The 15,547-nt window shown below is 58.5% G+C and carries 14 protein-coding genes; 13 read left to right on the top strand and 1 reads right to left on the bottom strand.

The annotated features are described in order from the left end of the window. Positions 1 to 5: 5 nt before the first annotated feature. The 9 genes from nnr to hflC all read left to right on the top strand — a co-directional run bounded on the left by nnr (position 6) and on the right by hflC (position 10,248). On the top strand, positions 6 to 1,517 hold the full coding sequence (gene nnr / locus HMPREF1024_RS06095) for a bifunctional ADP-dependent NAD(P)H-hydrate dehydratase/NAD(P)H-hydrate epimerase (protein ID WP_009309329.1): 1,512 nt from the start codon (positions 6 to 8) through the stop codon (positions 1,515 to 1,517). After that, positions 1,510 to 1,971, top strand: coding sequence for a tRNA (adenosine(37)-N6)-threonylcarbamoyltransferase complex ATPase subunit type 1 TsaE (gene tsaE, locus HMPREF1024_RS06100; protein ID WP_002885589.1), 462 nt, complete (start codon positions 1,510 to 1,512; stop codon positions 1,969 to 1,971). Before nnr ends, tsaE begins: the two co-directional genes overlap by 8 nt. 16 nt (positions 1,972 to 1,987) lie before the next feature. Beyond that, positions 1,988 to 3,343, top strand: coding sequence for an N-acetylmuramoyl-L-alanine amidase AmiB (gene amiB, locus HMPREF1024_RS06105; protein ID WP_004152021.1), 1,356 nt, complete (start codon positions 1,988 to 1,990; stop codon positions 3,341 to 3,343). A 10-nt stretch (positions 3,344 to 3,353) separates the two neighbouring features. Continuing rightward, a complete protein-coding gene (gene mutL, locus HMPREF1024_RS06110; protein WP_009309328.1) occupies positions 3,354 to 5,213 on the top strand; it encodes a DNA mismatch repair endonuclease MutL in 1,860 nt (619 codons plus the stop codon). Beyond that, positions 5,206 to 6,156 (top strand): tRNA (adenosine(37)-N6)-dimethylallyltransferase MiaA, encoded by a 951-nt coding sequence (miaA, locus tag HMPREF1024_RS06115; protein ID WP_002885652.1) that lies wholly within the window; start codon positions 5,206 to 5,208, stop codon positions 6,154 to 6,156. Before mutL ends, miaA begins: the two co-directional genes overlap by 8 nt. Before the next feature lie 92 nt (positions 6,157 to 6,248). Continuing rightward, positions 6,249 to 6,557 carry an RNA chaperone Hfq gene (gene hfq, locus HMPREF1024_RS06120; protein ID WP_002885659.1) on the top strand — a complete coding sequence of 103 codons (309 nt, stop codon included), beginning with the start codon at positions 6,249 to 6,251 and terminating at the stop codon, positions 6,555 to 6,557. 75 nt (positions 6,558 to 6,632) lie between these two features. Then, on the top strand, positions 6,633 to 7,913 hold the full coding sequence (gene hflX / locus HMPREF1024_RS06125; RefSeq protein ID WP_004146725.1) for a ribosome rescue GTPase HflX: 1,281 nt from the start codon (positions 6,633 to 6,635) through the stop codon (positions 7,911 to 7,913). 65 nt (positions 7,914 to 7,978) lie between these two features. Continuing rightward, complete coding sequence (hflK, locus tag HMPREF1024_RS06130; RefSeq protein ID WP_004146726.1) at positions 7,979 to 9,241, top strand: FtsH protease activity modulator HflK; 1,263 nt, start codon at positions 7,979 to 7,981, stop codon at positions 9,239 to 9,241. A gap of 2 nt (positions 9,242 to 9,243) precedes the next feature. Beyond that, positions 9,244 to 10,248, top strand: a complete 1,005-nt coding sequence (hflC, locus tag HMPREF1024_RS06135) for a protease modulator HflC (RefSeq protein ID WP_002885662.1) — start codon at positions 9,244 to 9,246, stop codon at positions 10,246 to 10,248. Between the two features lie 82 nt (positions 10,249 to 10,330). Here the strand turns inward: hflC and HMPREF1024_RS06140 are convergent, their stop codons facing one another. Beyond that, positions 10,331 to 10,621: a hypothetical protein gene (locus tag HMPREF1024_RS06140; protein ID WP_002885663.1), complete on the bottom strand. Its 291-nt coding sequence runs from the start codon at positions 10,619 to 10,621 to the stop codon at positions 10,331 to 10,333. 222 nt (positions 10,622 to 10,843) lie between these two features. On the opposite strand from HMPREF1024_RS06140, the gene HMPREF1024_RS06145 reads away from it, so the two are divergent. The 4 genes from HMPREF1024_RS06145 to rnr all read left to right on the top strand — a co-directional run bounded on the left by HMPREF1024_RS06145 (position 10,844) and on the right by rnr (position 15,487). Further along, entirely contained in the window at positions 10,844 to 11,041 is a 198-nt protein-coding gene (locus HMPREF1024_RS06145) for a DUF2065 domain-containing protein (protein WP_002885664.1), read from the top strand. 102 nt (positions 11,042 to 11,143) lie between these two features. Then, a complete protein-coding gene (locus HMPREF1024_RS06150) occupies positions 11,144 to 12,442 on the top strand; it encodes an adenylosuccinate synthase (protein WP_002885665.1) in 1,299 nt (432 codons plus the stop codon). Positions 12,443 to 12,592: 150 nt separating this feature from the next. Next, on the top strand, positions 12,593 to 13,018 hold the full coding sequence (gene nsrR, locus HMPREF1024_RS06155; RefSeq protein ID WP_002885667.1) for a nitric oxide-sensing transcriptional repressor NsrR: 426 nt from the start codon (positions 12,593 to 12,595) through the stop codon (positions 13,016 to 13,018). Between the two features lie 36 nt (positions 13,019 to 13,054). Next, entirely contained in the window at positions 13,055 to 15,487 is a 2,433-nt protein-coding gene (gene rnr, locus HMPREF1024_RS06160) for a ribonuclease R (RefSeq protein WP_004192475.1), read from the top strand. Positions 15,488 to 15,547: the final 60 nt, after the last annotated feature.

The following is a 15,547-nucleotide window of genomic DNA, read 5'->3' as shown; positions in this document are numbered from 1 at the left end:
ATACAATGACGAAAAACCCTGACAGTATACCATACAACATTTGGCCTGCGGAGGCGCTGCGCCTGGCCGAACGAGAGGCGGCGGACAGCCTGGGGCTGACGCTGTTCGAACTCATGCAGCGCGCGGGCGAGGCGGCGTTCCAGCTGGCCAGCGGCGCTTATCCTGCCAGCGCGCACTGGCTGATCCTCTGCGGACATGGCAACAACGGCGGCGACGGATATGTCGTTGCGCGTCTGGCACAGGCCGCGGGGCGGCGGGTGACGCTGCTGGCGGTGGAGAGTGACAGCCCGCTGCCGGAAGAGGCGCAGGCGGCGCGGGAGGCATGGCTTAACGCCGGCGGCGTGATCCATGCGGCGACCATCCCATGGCCCGACGATATCTCACTGATTATTGATGGCCTGCTCGGCACCGGTCTGCGCAGTGCGCCGCGCGATCCCGTCGCGGCGCTCATCCACCAGGCGAACCACCACCCGGCGCCGGTGGTGGCGCTGGATATCCCTTCCGGCCTGAATGCGCAGACGGGCGCGACGCCAGGTGCAGTGGTACAGGCCGACCATACGCTGACCTTTATCGCCCTCAAGCCGGGGTTGCTGACCGGCAGGGCGCGGGATGTCGTCGGGCAACTCCACCATCATGCGCTGGGGCTCGAACGCTGGCTCGCCGGACAAAGCACTCCTCTGACGCGGTTTTGCGCCGCCCACCTCGCCGACTGGCTGCCGCCGCGGCGGGCCACCTCCCATAAAGGCGATCACGGCAAGCTGGTGATTGTCGGCGGCGATCGCGGCACGGCAGGCGCTATCCGTATGTGCGGTGAAGCGGCCCTACGCAGCGGCGCGGGACTGGTGCGAGTGCTTACTCACCCGGAGAGCGTGGCGCCCATTGTCACCGTGCGGCCGGAATTAATGGTAGATGAACTGACGCCGCAGACTCTGAAAGCCGCGCTGGAGTGGGCGGACGTGGTAGCGATTGGCCCCGGGCTGGGGCAGCGCGAATGGGGACGCAGCGCCCTGCGGACGGTGGAAAGTTTTAACAAACCGATGGTCTGGGACGCCGACGCGCTGAACCTGCTGGCATTCAATCCCGATAAACGTCACAATCGCGTGCTAACGCCGCACCCCGGCGAAGCGGCCCGTCTGCTGAACGTCAGCGTGGCAGAAATTGAAAGCGATCGCTTACTTTCTGCGCAGCGTCTGGTAAAACGGTATGGCGGCGTGGTTGTGCTGAAAGGCGCGGGCACGGTGGTGGCCAGTGAAAGCGGGGCGATGGGCATTATCGATGCCGGCAATGCCGGGATGGCCAGCGGCGGGATGGGCGATGTGCTCACCGGCATCATCGCCGCGTTGTTAGGACAGCACCTGACGCCGTATGATGCTGCCTGTGCCGGGTGCGTCGCTCATGGCGATGCCGCCGACCGACTGGCCGCTCGCGAGGGCACCCGCGGCATGCTGGCGACCGATCTCTTTTCCACGCTCAGGCGTGTTGTTAACCCGGATGTGATTGACGTAGACCATGATTAACCGAGTGATTCCTTTACCCGATGAGCAGGCCACGCTGGCCCTTGGCGACCGCATCGCGCAGGCCTGTACCGGCGCCACCGTGATTTATCTGTATGGTGATTTAGGCGCGGGGAAAACGACCTTCAGCCGCGGCTTTTTGCAGGCGCTCGGTCACCGCGGCAATGTCAAAAGCCCAACTTATACCCTGGTGGAGCCCTATACCCTCGAGAACCTGATGGTGTATCACTTCGATCTCTACCGTCTGGCGGATCCTGAGGAACTCGAATTTATGGGGATCCGTGATTATTTTGCCGACGATGCCATCTGCCTGGTGGAATGGCCGCAGCAAGGCGCAGGTGTCCTGCCTGACCCGGATGTTGAAATTCACCTTGATTACCAGGCACAAGGGCGTGAGGCGCGTATTACCGCGATCTCCTCACGGGGTGAATCTTTACTGGCGCGTTTAGCCTTTTAGCCTGAAGGATAACGGGATGAAGTATCGCATAACCACCTGGCTTGCCGCTGCGCTGATGCTGTCGAGTCTTCACGCCACTGCGGCGAGTTTATCCGATATCCAGGTCTCTAACGGAGACCAGCAGGCCCGTATTACCCTAAGCTTTGTCGGTGAGCCGGAGTACTCCTTTACCCCACAGGGTAAACGTCTGGTGGCGCTGGATATCAAGCAGACCGGCGTATTGCAGGGACTACCGCTGCAGTTTAGCGGCAGCAACCTGGTAAAGAGTATTCGCGCCGGCACGCCGCAGGATACGCAGACGCTGCGTCTGCTGGTGGATCTGACGGAAGATGGCAAAACCCGGGCGGTGAAGCAACAGAACGGGGCGAATTACACGGTGGTCTTTACCATCAACGCCGACGCGCCGCCGCCGCCGCCTCCGCCGCCCGTGGTGGTGAAACGGGCCGACCCGCCGCCGGTGATGCCTTCCCGGACGACGACGTCAGGGCGTAACCCGTTCAGCTCGTCGGGTCATGAACGGCAGACGGTGATGACCTCCTCTCAGCCGGCGATGACCAACAATCAGACCGTGACTCGCCCGGCGGCCCGCACGGTGTCGGCGGATGATAAAGTCATTATCGCCATTGATGCCGGGCACGGCGGCCAGGATCCTGGCGCGATTGGCCCGAACGGCACCAAAGAGAAAAACGTGACTATCGCTATCGCGCGCAAGCTGCGGGCGTTACTGAACGCCGATCCGCAGTTTAAGCCGGTGCTGACCCGCGACGGGGATTACTTTATTTCGGTGATGGGCCGCTCTGACGTGGCGCGTAAGCAAAACGCCAATTTCCTCGTCTCTATCCATGCTGACGCCGCGCCAAACCGCGATGCCACTGGCGCCTCGGTGTGGGTGCTCTCGAACCGTCGCGCCAACAGCGAAATGGCCGGTTGGCTCGAGCAGCATGAGAAACAGTCTGAACTGCTCGGCGGTGCGGGCGATGTGCTGGCAAACAGCCAGGCCGACCCCTACCTGAGCCAGGCGGTGCTGGATCTGCAGTTTGGTCATTCCCAGCGCGTCGGCTACGATGTGGCGACCAACGTGCTGAGCCAGCTGCAGCGTATTGGCAACCTGCACAAACGCCGCCCGGAGCATGCCAGCCTTGGCGTGCTGCGCTCGCCGGACATCCCGTCGATCCTCGTGGAAACGGGCTTTATCAGTAACAACGGCGAAGAGCGGCTGCTGGGTAGCGATGATTACCAGGAGCAGATTGCGGAGGCGATTTATAACGGCTTACGCAACTACTTTATGCAGCATCCGCTGCAGTCGGCGCCTCGCGGCGAGGCGGCGCAGACCGCCAGCGCCGCGGCGCCGGGCGGGATGTTGATTAACTAAGGAGCAGGGGATGCCGATTCAGGTTCTGCCGCCGCAGCTCGCCAACCAGATTGCCGCCGGCGAGGTGGTGGAGCGGCCCGCGTCGGTGGTGAAAGAGCTGGTTGAGAACAGTCTTGATGCGGGCGCTACGCGGATTGACATTGATATCGAACGCGGCGGCGCGAAGCTCATTCGCATCCGCGATAACGGCAGCGGCATCAAAAAAGACGAGCTGGCGCTGGCCCTGGCTCGTCATGCGACCAGCAAGATCGCCTCGCTTGACGATCTGGAGGCCATTATTAGCCTCGGCTTTCGCGGCGAAGCGCTGGCCAGTATCAGTTCGGTAGCGCGCTTAACGCTGACTTCGCGCACGGCGGAGCAGCAGGAAGCCTGGCAGGCGTATGCTGAAGGCCGCGATCAGGCGGTGACGGTGAAGCCGGCGGCGCACCCGGTCGGTACCACTCTGGAAGTCCTCGATCTGTTCTATAACACCCCGGCGCGGCGCAAATTTATGCGCACCGAAAAGACCGAGTTCGGCCACATTGACGAGGTGGTGCGCCGCATTGCGCTGGCGCGCTTCGACGTCACTATCAACCTCAGCCATAACGGCAAGGTGATGCGCCAGTATCGGGCCGTCGCTCAGGATGGCCAGCGCGAGCGCCGGCTGGGGACAATTTGCGGCGCCGCTTTTCTCGAACATGCGCTGGCGATCGAGTGGCAGCATGGCGATCTGACCCTGCGCGGCTGGGTCGCCGATCCGCTGCATACCACCCCGGCGCTGGCGGAAATTCAGTATTGCTACGTTAACGGGCGGATGATGCGCGATCGGCTGATCAACCATGCTATCCGCCAGGCCTGTGAAGACAAGCTAGGGGCCGATCAGCAACCGGCGTTTGTGCTGTATCTGGAGATCGATCCCCATCAGGTGGATGTAAACGTCCACCCGGCCAAGCATGAGGTGCGTTTCCATCAGTCGCGCCTGGTGCACGACTTTATCTACCAGGGCGTACTGAGCGTACTGCAGCAGCAGCTTGACGCGCCGCTGGCGGAAAAAGACGACCCGCCGGCGCCGCGCCCGATGCCGGAGAACCGCATCGCCGCGGGAGGCAACCAGTTTGCGCGGCCAGCGGAAGCGCGGGAGCCTGCGACCCGCTTCAGCATCACGCCATCGCGTGAGCCTGCGGCCTCCAGCGGCAAACCGGGCGGCGCGAGCTGGCCGCATGCGCAGCCGGGTTACCAGAAGCAGCAGGGAGCGCTTTATCGTCAACTGCTCGACACGCCAACGGCGCCAAAGCCAGCGTTGCAGCCTCCGGCGGCGGCAGAGTTGGCCGGTCACAGTCAGAGCTTTGGCAGAGTGTTGACGATTGTTGGCGGCGACTGCGCGCTGCTGGAGCGCGAGGGCGGTCTGGCGCTGCTGTCGTTGACCGTTGCCGAGCGCTGGCTGCGCCAGGCGCAGTTGACCCCGGGAGCGGAGGCGGTATGTGCTCAGCCGCTGCTGATCCCGCTGCGGTTAAAAGTTACGGAAGGGGAAAAACAGGCGCTGGCCGCCGCTCAGCCGGCGCTGGCGCAGCTAGGGATCGATGTGCATACCGATGCCCTGCACGTGACGGTGCGCGCGGTCCCTTTACCCTTAAGACAACAAAATTTACAAATCTTGATTCCTGAACTGATAGGCTACCTGGCGCAGCAAAACGCATTCGACGTCGGCAATATCGCCCAGTGGATGGCGCGTTATCTGACGAGCGAACAGACGTCATGGAATATGGCGCAGGCGATTGCGCTGCTGGCGGACGTTGAGCGTCTTTGCCCGCAGCTGGTGAGAACGCCGCCGGGTGGCCTGTTACAACCTGTAGATCTCCATTCGGCGATGAATGCCCTGAAAGATGAATGATGTAACCGAGGCGAGCCTGCCCAAGGCAATTTTTTTAATGGGCCCGACGGCCTCCGGCAAAACCGCGCTGGCGATAGCCTTACGTAAAGTTTTGCCAGTAGAGTTGATTAGCGTTGATTCCGCCCTCATTTATCGGGGAATGGATATTGGCACCGCCAAACCGGATGCTGCGGAGCTTAGCGCTGCGCCGCATCGGCTGCTGGATATTTTGGATCCTGCGGAGGCCTATTCCGCGGCGGATTTTCGCCGCGATGCGCTGGCGGCGATGGCGGATATAGTCGCCGCCGGGCGAATTCCGCTGTTAGTCGGCGGAACGATGTTGTATTTCAAAGCGTTGCTGGAAGGATTGTCGCCCTTACCGTCGGCTGACCCAGAGGTCAGAGCGCGGATTGAGCAGCAGGCCGCAGAGCAGGGGTGGAATGCGTTACATCAGCAATTACAGGAGATCGATCCCGTGGCTGCTGCGCGTATTCATCCAAATGATCCGCAAAGGCTTTCCCGGGCACTGGAAGTTTTTTTCATTTCGGGTAAAACTTTAACGGAACTGACGCAAACGTCAGGAGACGCTCTGCCATATCAGGTGCATCAGTTCGCCATCGCCCCGGCGAGCCGTGAACTGCTCCATCAACGCATAGAACAGCGTTTTCATCAGATGTTAGCTTCAGGTTTTGAAGCAGAAGTACGGGCGCTTTTTGCCCGCGGAGATTTGCATACGGACATGCCTTCCATCCGTTGTGTCGGATACCGCCAGATGTGGTCATATCTCAATGGCGAGATCCCGTATGATGAGATGGTTTATCGAGGTGTTTGCGCCACGAGACAGTTAGCCAAACGTCAGGTCACCTGGCTGCGCGGTTGGGAAGGTGTGCACTGGTTAGACAGTGAACAACCTGAACAAGCGCTCAACAAAGTATTACAGGTTGTTGGTGCGAGCCAGAACTGAACGTGTACAATTAAACGGTATCGTGCGTAATTTTTTTTGAGAATCGTAAGGTTCTGAGTACAAAACAAGCATACATATAAGGAAAAGAGAGAATGGCTAAGGGGCAATCTTTACAAGATCCGTTCCTGAACGCTTTGCGTCGGGAACGCGTTCCGGTTTCTATTTATTTGGTGAATGGTATCAAGCTGCAAGGGCAAATTGAGTCTTTCGATCAGTTCGTGATCCTGTTGAAGAACACGGTCAGCCAGATGGTCTATAAGCACGCAATTTCTACTGTTGTCCCGTCTCGCCCGGTGTCTCACCACAGCAACAATGCTGGCGGCGGTTCCAGTAACTATCACCACGGTGGTAGCGCGCAGGGTTCTTCTGCGCCGCAACAAGACAGCGACGACGCCGAATAAGGCCAGTGCTGTTTTTCCACGCCGGGGAGCCAGGTTTTCTGCGTTCCCCGCTGGTATTTTATAAGGGGTTTACGCTTGTTTGACCGTTATGACGCCGGTGAGCAGGCGGTACTGGTACACATCTATTTTTCGCAAGACAAAGATATGGAAGATCTCCAGGAGTTTGAAACTCTGGCCTCTTCCGCCGGTGTCGAAGCAATGCAGGTGATTACCGGTAGCCGTAAAGCACCGCACCCGAAGTATTTTGTTGGTGAAGGTAAGGCAGTCGAAATTGCGGAAGCCGTTAAAGCGACCGGCGCTTCGGTCGTGCTCTTCGATCATGCCCTGAGTCCGGCGCAAGAACGTAACCTGGAACGCCTGTGCGAATGCCGGGTTATCGATCGCACCGGTCTTATTTTAGATATTTTCGCCCAGCGCGCGCGCACCCATGAAGGGAAATTGCAGGTCGAGCTGGCGCAGCTGCGCCATATGGCGACTCGCCTTGTCCGCGGTTGGACCCACCTTGAAAGACAGAAGGGCGGGATTGGTTTGCGTGGCCCGGGTGAAACCCAGCTCGAAACCGACCGCCGTTTATTGCGTAACCGTATCATGCAGATCCTGTCGCGGCTGGAAAAAGTCGAGAAACAGCGCGAGCAGGGGCGGCGGTCGCGTGCGAAAGCCGATATTCCTACCGTGTCGCTGGTGGGCTATACCAACGCCGGAAAATCAACGCTCTTTAACCAGATCACTGCCGCCGAGGTCTATGCCGCGAACCAGCTGTTCGCCACCCTGGACCCGACGCTGCGCCGCATTGACGTCCCTGACGTCGGCGAAACGGTGCTGGCCGATACCGTCGGCTTTATTCGCCACCTGCCGCACGATCTGGTAGCCGCGTTTAAAGCGACGTTGCAGGAGACGCGTCAGGCGACGCTGCTGCTGCATGTGATTGACGCGGCGGATGTCCGCGTGCAGGAAAACATTGATGCGGTAAATACGGTTCTCGCTGAAATTGAGGCCGATGAGATCCCGGCGCTGCTGGTGATGAACAAAATCGACATGCTTGACGATTTTGAACCGCGCATCGATCGCGACGATGAAAATAAACCGATTCGGGTCTGGCTTTCAGCCCAGACCGGGGTTGGCGTACCACTGCTTTTTCAGGCATTAACGGAGCGTCTTTCCGGTGAAGTGGCCCAGCATACGCTGCGCTTACCGCCGAAAGAAGGGCGACTGAGAAGCCGTTTCTATCAGCTTCAGGCGATAGAAAAAGAGTGGATGGAGGATGACGGCAGCGTGAGTCTGCAGGTGCGCATGCCGATCGTTGACTGGCGGCGCCTCTGTAAGCAAGAGCCAACGCTTGTTGACTATGTGGTTTAACCTTGCAGCTTGCCTGAAGATATTGACCCCTGTGGGGATATCAAAAACAAATATGGAGCATATACATGGCGTGGAATCAGCCCGGTAATAACGGACAGGACCGCGACCCGTGGGGGAGCAGCAAACCTGGCGGCAACTCTGAGGGAAATGGCAATAAAGGCGGTCGCGAGCAGGGGCCGCCGGATCTGGATGATATCTTCCGCAAGTTAAGTAAAAAACTTGGCGGGCTCGGCGGCGGCAAGGGCGGACTGGGCGGCGGCAATAGCGCGCAGGGGCCTCGCGGACCGATGGGCGGGCGTATTGTCGGCATCGTTGCTGCGGCGGCAGTGATTATCTGGGCGGCCAGCGGTTTCTATACCATTAAAGAGGCCGAGCGCGGCGTGGTCACCCGTTTTGGCAAGTTCAGCCATCTGGTTGAGCCTGGCCTGAACTGGAAACCGACCTTTATCGATAACGTTCAGGCGGTGAACGTGGAGTCGGTGCGCGAACTTGCGGCTTCCGGCGTCATGCTGACCTCTGACGAAAACGTGGTGCGCGTTGAGATGAACGTGCAGTACCGCGTCACCGATCCGGAGCGCTATCTGTTTAGCGTGACCAGCGCGGACGACAGTCTGCGTCAGGCCACCGACAGCGCGCTGCGCGGCGTGATCGGCAAATACACCATGGATCGCATTCTGACCGAAGGTCGTACCGTGATCCGTAGCGATACCCAGCGTGAGCTGGAAGAGACGATTCGCCCGTACAACATGGGTATCACTCTGCTGGACGTCAACTTCCAGACGGCGCGTCCGCCGGAAGAGGTGAAGGCCGCGTTTGACGATGCCATTGCCGCGCGTGAGAACGAGCAGCAGTACATTCGTGAAGCGGAAGCGTATACCAACGAAGTCCAGCCGCGGGCGAATGGTCAGGCGCAGCGTATTCTCGAAGAGGCACGCGCCTATAAGACCCAGACCGTTCTGGAAGCCCAGGGTGAAGTGGCTCGCTTTGCGAAGATCCTGCCGGAATACAAAGCCGCGCCGGAAATTACCCGCGAGCGTCTGTATATCGAAACCATGGAAAAAGTGCTGAGCCACACCCGTAAAGTGCTGGTCAATGACAGCAAAAACGGCAATCTGATGGTTCTGCCGCTGGATCAGATGCTGAAAGGCGCCGCTGCGCCGGCAGCAAAGAGCGATAGCAGTGACGCCAGCGATCTGCTGCGCCTGCCGCCAGCATCCAGCTCAAGCAGCGCCAGCACCTCATCAACCTCGAGCTCAACCGGGGGTAGCATTATGGACCAACGCCGCGCTAACGCGCAGCGTAACGACTACCAGCGTCAGGGGGAATAACGATGCGTAAATCTGTTATCGCGATCATTGTCATCGTGCTGGTAGTGCTCTACATGTCTGTCTTTGTCGTAAAAGAAGGCGAGCGCGGTATCACGCTGCGTTTCGGTAAAGTTCTGCGCGACGACGAAAACAAGCCGCTGGTGTATGCGCCAGGCCTGCACTTCAAGATCCCGTTTATCGAATCGGTGAAGATGCTGGATGCGCGTATTCAGACCATGGACAACCAGGCTGACCGTTTCGTTACTAAAGAGAAGAAAGACCTGATCGTCGACTCCTATATCAAGTGGCGCATCAGCGACTTCAGCCGTTACTACCTGGCAACCGGCGGCGGCGACGTCTCCCAGGCCGAGGTGCTGCTGAAGCGTAAATTCTCTGACCGTCTGCGTTCTGAAATTGGTCGTCTGGATGTGAAAGATATCGTCACCGACTCCCGTGGTCGCCTGACCCTGGAAGTGCGCGATGCGCTGAACTCGGGTTCGGCCGGTACGGAAGATGAGGTTAGCACCCCGGCGGCTGACGACGCGATTGCTAAAGCGGCAGAGCGTGTGGAAGCCGAAACCAACGGTAAAGTGCAGGTGATCAACCCGAACAGTATGGCGGCGCTGGGTATCGAAGTTGTCGACGTACGTATCAAACAGATCAACCTGCCGGCAGAAGTGTCGGAAGCGATTTATAACCGTATGCGCGCGGAGCGTGAAGCGGTTGCTCGTCGCCATCGTTCACAGGGTCAGGAAGAGGCGGAAAAACTGCGCGCGACTGCGGACTATGAAGTCACCAAGACGCTGGCGGAAGCCGAGCGCCAGGGCCGTATCCTGCGTGGTGAAGGTGATGCGGAATCAGCGAAACTGTTTGCCGACGCGTTCAGCCAGGATCCAGGCTTCTACTCCTTTATCCGTAGCCTGCGTGCCTATGAGAAGAGCTTCCAGAGCAATCAGGATGTGATGGTCCTGAGTCCGGACAGCGATTTCTTCCGCTATATGCGTTCACCGGATTCGGCGCGTAAATAAGCCGGAGAAGGTGTAAACCTGAAGTAATAATGCGAAAAGGCGCCTGAAACAGGCGCCTTTTTTCATGCTGCGAGGGCGGGAATTAGTTGCCGAGTAGCTTGTTCAGCAGGCCGCCGATCACCGGCAGGCCTGCCAGCGCACTTTCGATGGTGCCGCCGATAGTCGACCCAACGCTTTCGCCCAGGGTTTTGCCCAGGTCCGGCGCCAGGTCGGCCAGATTGAGGGTGCCAAGCAGTGGCAGGTTAATGCTCAGGGCATCGGTGCCCATCGTCCATGCGGCTGCGCCGACCTTGCTGCCTAAGGCCGCCAGACCATCCTGTAACCAGCCTGCGCCGCTCACATTTTCGATTTCAAATGCGGTTAATTCTCTCATCATAATCTTCCTGATTAAGTAGACGTACCGGGTTGTAGTACGCGATGGCATAGTTACAATTTAAAAAATATCCAGCAATACAATTAGTTGTGAATTTTGTTTCACCTTTCCGGTTCATAATGAAGCTGAAATACGGGACAATGTGAAATGAGGGAATGAATTCACCATGCTGGCCGAGACGCCCGCGAGGGCGGCAATGATACTTTTCAATTAGGGTTGACGATGAACTCCACCATTTGGCTGGCGCTGGCGCTGGTTTTAGTACTTGAAGGGCTTGGCCCGCTGCTTTATCCGCGCGCCTGGCGCAAGATGGTCGCCAGCCTGAGCCAGCTACCGGATAATTTATTGCGTCGTTTTGGCGGCGGACTTGTGGTTGCCGGGATTGTGATCTACTACATGTTGAGGAAATCGATTGGCTGATCAAAAAGTGGTCGGATTTGCCTTATTTTGGATGCAAAAAGTGCTGTAACTCTGAAAAAGCGATGGTAGAATCCATTTTTAAGCAAACGGTGATTTTGAAAAATGGGTAACAACGTCGTCGTACTGGGCACCCAATGGGGTGACGAAGGTAAAGGGAAGATCGTCGATCTCCTGACTGAACGGGCTAAATATGTTGTGCGCTACCAGGGTGGTCACAACGCCGGCCATACTCTCGTAATCAACGGTGAAAAAACCGTTCTCCATCTTATTCCATCAGGCATTCTGCGTGAAAACGTCACCAGCATCATCGGTAACGGCGTCGTGCTGTCTCCGGCCGCGCTGATGAAAGAGATGAAGGGCCTGGAAGACCGTGGTATCCCGGTTCGCGAGCGTCTGCTGCTCTCTGAAGCCTGCCCGCTTATCCTTGACTATCACGTGGCGCTGGACGTGGCGCGTGAAAAAGCGCGTGGCGCGAAAGCGATCGGCACTACCGGTCGCGGCATTGGCCCGGCTTACGAAGATAAAGTCGCTCGTCGCGGTCTGCGCGTTGGCGATCTGTTCGATAAAGCAACCTTCGCCGATAAACTGAAAGAAGTGATGGAATATCACAACTTCCAGCTGGTGAACTTCTACAAAGCAGAAGCGGTTGACTACCAGAAAGTGCTGGACGATGTGATGGCGATTGCCGACATCCTGACCAGCATGGTGGTGGACGTATCCGACCTGCTGGATCAGGCGCGTCAGCGCGGCGACTTCGTGATGTTCGAAGGCGCGCAGGGTACGCTGCTGGATATCGACCACGGTACCTACCCGTACGTTACGTCCTCTAACACCACCGCAGGTGGCGTGGCGACCGGCTCCGGCCTGGGCCCGCGTTATGTGGATTACGTTCTCGGTATCATTAAAGCGTACTCAACTCGCGTCGGTGCAGGTCCGTTCCCGACCGAGCTGTTTGATGAAACTGGCGAGTTCCTCTGCAAGCAGGGTAACGAATTCGGCGCCACCACCGGCCGTCGTCGTCGTACCGGCTGGCTGGACGCGGTCGCAGTCCGTCGCGCGGTGCAGATTAACTCCCTGTCCGGCTTCTGCCTGACTAAACTGGACGTCCTCGACGGCCTGAAAGAAGTGAAAATCTGCGTTGGCTACCGTATGCCGGATGGCCGTGAAGTGACCACCACTCCGCTGGCTGCCGATAACTGGGAAGGTATCGAGCCTATCTACGAAACCATGCCGGGCTGGTCCGAAACCACCTTCGGCGTGAAAGAGCGCAGCGGCCTGCCGCAGGCAGCCCTGAACTACATCCAGCGTATTGAAGAGCTGACCGGCGTGCCGGTGGATATCATCTCTACCGGTCCAGACCGTACCGAGACTATGATTCTGCGCGATCCGTTCGACGCGTAATCACTCTCAAGGGGCGCCGTTCGGGCGCCCTTGTTTTTGCTGTTCGCCCGCCCCATTTCAAATAAATTAGCGGCCTGAGCGCTGGCTGGTTTATCATCAATAATAATGATGTCGCTCGACATACCCTGTTTTCTTTTCCCTGAGGTTTATGTGCAGTTAACGAGTTTCACCGATTACGGACTACGCGCGCTGATTTATATGGCGTCGCTGCCGGAAGGACGAATGACCAGTATCTCGGAAGTGACCGAGGTCTATGGCGTCTCCCGTAATCATATGGTTAAAATAATCAATCAGTTAAGTCGCATGGGCTACGTGACTGCCGTGCGGGGGAAGAACGGGGGCATTCGCCTCGGCAAACCAGCAGGACAGATCCGCGTCGGTGACGTGGTGCGTGACCTTGAACCCTTATCGCTGGTCAACTGCAGCAGCGAGTTTTGCCACATTACACCAGCCTGTCGTCTGAAACAGGCACTAGCTGAAGCCGCGCAGAGTTTTCTCAAGGAACTGGATAACTATACGCTGGCTGATTTGGTTGAGAAGAATCAACCGCTTTATAAATTATTGCTGGTGGAGTGACGCCACTCTGCCGGAGATGACAACGGAGGAACCGATATGTCACAAGATCCATTCCAGGAACGCGAAGCTGAGAAGTACGCGAACCCTATCCCGAGCCGGGAATTTATCCTCGAACATTTAACTAAACGGGAAAAGCCTGCCAGCCGCGATGAGCTGGCCATCGAGTTAAATATCGAGGGCGAAGAGCAAACCGAAGCGCTGCGCCGCCGCCTGCGCGCGATGGAGCGCGACGGTCAGCTGGTCTTCACCCGCCGCCAGTGCTATGCCCTGCCGGAACGCCTCGATCTCCTCAAAGGAACCGTTATTGGCCACCGCGATGGCTATGGTTTCCTGCGCGTTGAAGGGCGCAAAGACGATCTGTACCTGTCGTCAGAACAGATGAAAACCTGTATTCACGGCGACCAGGTGCTGGCTCAGCCGCTGGGCGCGGACCGTAAGGGCCGCCGCGAAGCGCGCATCGTCCGCGTCCTCGTGCCGAAAACCAGCCAGATAGTTGGCCGTTACTTCACCGACGCTGGCGTCGGCTTTGTCGTCCCGGACGACAGCCGCCTGAGCTTTGATATCCTGATCCCGCCGGAAGAGATAATGGGCGCGCGGATGGGCTACGTGGTCGTGGTCGAGCTGACCCAGCGACCAACCCGCCGCACCAAAGCGGTGGGTAAGATCGTCGAAGTGCTGGGCGACAACATGGGCACCGGCATGGCCGTCGATATGGCGCTGCGTACCCATGAAATTCCGTATGTCTGGCCGCCGGCGGTGGAAAAACAGGTTTCCGGTCTCAAAGAACAGGTGCCGGAAGAGGCGAAGGTCGGACGCGTCGATTTACGCTCGCTGCCGCTGGTTACCATTGACGGCGAAGATGCCCGCGACTTCGATGACGCGGTGTACTGCGAGAAGAAACGCGGCGGCGGCTGGCGCCTGTGGGTCGCCATTGCCGACGTCAGCTACTACGTGCGCCCGGGGACGCCGCTGGATGCGGAAGCGCGCAGTCGTGGCACCTCGGTCTACTTCCCGTCGCAGGTAGTGCCGATGCTGCCGGAAGTGCTGTCTAACGGTCTATGCTCGCTGAACCCGCAGGTCGATCGCCTGTGTATGGTGTGCGAGATGACGATTTCGTCAAAAGGCCGTCTGACCGGTTATAAATTCTATGAAGCGGTGATGAGTTCACATGCTCGCCTGACCTACACCAAAGTGTGGCATATGCTGCAGGGTGACCAGGAACTGCGCGAACACTACGCGCCGCTGGTGAAGCACATTGAAGAGCTGCATAACCTCTACAAAGTGCTGGAGAGCGCCCGCGAAGAGCGCGGTGGTATCTCATTTGAAAGTGAAGAAGCTAAATTCATCTTCAATGCCGAACGCCGTATTGAGCGTATCGAACAGACTCAGCGTAACGATGCGCATAAGCTGATTGAAGAGTGCATGATCCTGGCGAACATCTCCGCCGCGCGCTTCGTTGAGAAGGCGCAGGAGCCGGCGCTGTTCCGTATCCATGATAAGCCAACCACCGAAGCGATTACCTCCTTCCGTACCGTGCTGGCTGAGCTGGGACTGGAGCTGCCTGGCGGCAACAAGCCGGAGCCGCGTGATTACGCCGAACTGCTAACCTCCATCGCCGATCGCCCGGATGCCGAAATGCTGCAGACGATGCTCCTGCGCTCCATGAAGCAGGCGGTCTACGATCCGGAAAACCGCGGTCACTTTGGCCTGGCGCTGCAGTCATACGCCCACTTCACCTCGCCGATTCGTCGTTACCCGGACCTGTCGCTGCACCGCGCTATCAAGTATCTGCTGGCCAAAGAGCAGGGACATAAAGGCAACAGCACCGAGACCGGCGGCTGGCACTACAGTATGGAAGAGATGCTCCAGCTGGGTCAGCACTGTTCGATGACCGAGCGCCGCGCCGACGAAGCGACGCGCGAAGTGTCTGACTGGCTGAAGTGCGACTTCATGCAGGATCAGGTGGGCAACATCTTCTCCGGCGTGATCGCCAGCGTGACCGGCTTTGGCTTCTTCGTCCGCCTGAACGATCTGTTTATCGACGGTCTGGTGCATGTTTCCAGCCTGGATAACGACTATTATCGTTTCGACCAGGTGGGGCAGCGTCTCATTGGTGAGTCCGGCGGCCAGACCTATCGCCTGGGCGACCGCGTGGAAGTCCGTGTGGAAGCGGTCAACATGGACGAGCGGAAAATCGACTTTACCCTGATCTCCAGCGAGCGTGCGCCGCGTAATGTCGGCAAGACCGCCCGTGAGAAAGCGAAAAAGAGTACCTCTGGCAAGCCGGGCGGCCGTCGCCGCCAGGTGGGTAAGCAGGTAAACTTCGAGCCGGACAGCGCTTTCCGTAAAGAGAAAGAGACCGCCCGACCGAAGAAAGAGAAAAAAGCGAAAAAACCGTCGGCGAAAACACAGAAAATCGCCGCCGCGACGAAAGCCAAGCGCGCGGCAAAGAAGAAGATCGCCGAGTGATTGACCTCCCTTCACCCTGAAGTCTGCTGACGCAGGATGGGGTGAAGGGGGCAGATAACA

The sequence above is a fragment of the Klebsiella sp. 4_1_44FAA genome (genome assembly GCF_000238715.1).
In the GTDB taxonomy this organism is placed as follows: domain Bacteria; phylum Pseudomonadota; class Gammaproteobacteria; order Enterobacterales; family Enterobacteriaceae; genus Klebsiella; species Klebsiella pneumoniae.
The sequence above is the reverse complement of the archived record's forward strand: the minus strand, read 5'-3'. Positions and strand labels throughout refer to the sequence as shown.

What these genes read in the sequence shown, in the direction of transcription:
- nnr (WP_009309329.1), top strand. Translation starts at nt 6, where the DNA reads ATGACGAAAAACCCTGACAGTATACCATACAACATTTGGCCTGCGGAG.
- tsaE (WP_002885589.1), top strand. Translation starts at nt 1,510, where the DNA reads ATGATTAACCGAGTGATTCCTTTACCCGATGAGCAGGCCACGCTGGCC.
- amiB (WP_004152021.1), top strand. Translation starts at nt 1,988, where the DNA reads ATGAAGTATCGCATAACCACCTGGCTTGCCGCTGCGCTGATGCTGTCG.
- mutL (WP_009309328.1), top strand. Translation starts at nt 3,354, where the DNA reads ATGCCGATTCAGGTTCTGCCGCCGCAGCTCGCCAACCAGATTGCCGCC.
- miaA (WP_002885652.1), top strand. Translation starts at nt 5,206, where the DNA reads ATGAATGATGTAACCGAGGCGAGCCTGCCCAAGGCAATTTTTTTAATG.
- hfq (WP_002885659.1), top strand. Translation starts at nt 6,249, where the DNA reads ATGGCTAAGGGGCAATCTTTACAAGATCCGTTCCTGAACGCTTTGCGT.
- hflK (WP_004146726.1), top strand. Translation starts at nt 7,979, where the DNA reads ATGGCGTGGAATCAGCCCGGTAATAACGGACAGGACCGCGACCCGTGG.
- hflC (WP_002885662.1), top strand. Translation starts at nt 9,244, where the DNA reads ATGCGTAAATCTGTTATCGCGATCATTGTCATCGTGCTGGTAGTGCTC.
- HMPREF1024_RS06140 (WP_002885663.1), bottom strand. Translation starts at nt 10,621, where the DNA reads ATGAGAGAATTAACCGCATTTGAAATCGAAAATGTGAGCGGCGCAGGC.
- HMPREF1024_RS06145 (WP_002885664.1), top strand. Translation starts at nt 10,844, where the DNA reads ATGAACTCCACCATTTGGCTGGCGCTGGCGCTGGTTTTAGTACTTGAA.
- HMPREF1024_RS06150 (WP_002885665.1), top strand. Translation starts at nt 11,144, where the DNA reads ATGGGTAACAACGTCGTCGTACTGGGCACCCAATGGGGTGACGAAGGT.
- rnr (WP_004192475.1), top strand. Translation starts at nt 13,055, where the DNA reads ATGTCACAAGATCCATTCCAGGAACGCGAAGCTGAGAAGTACGCGAAC.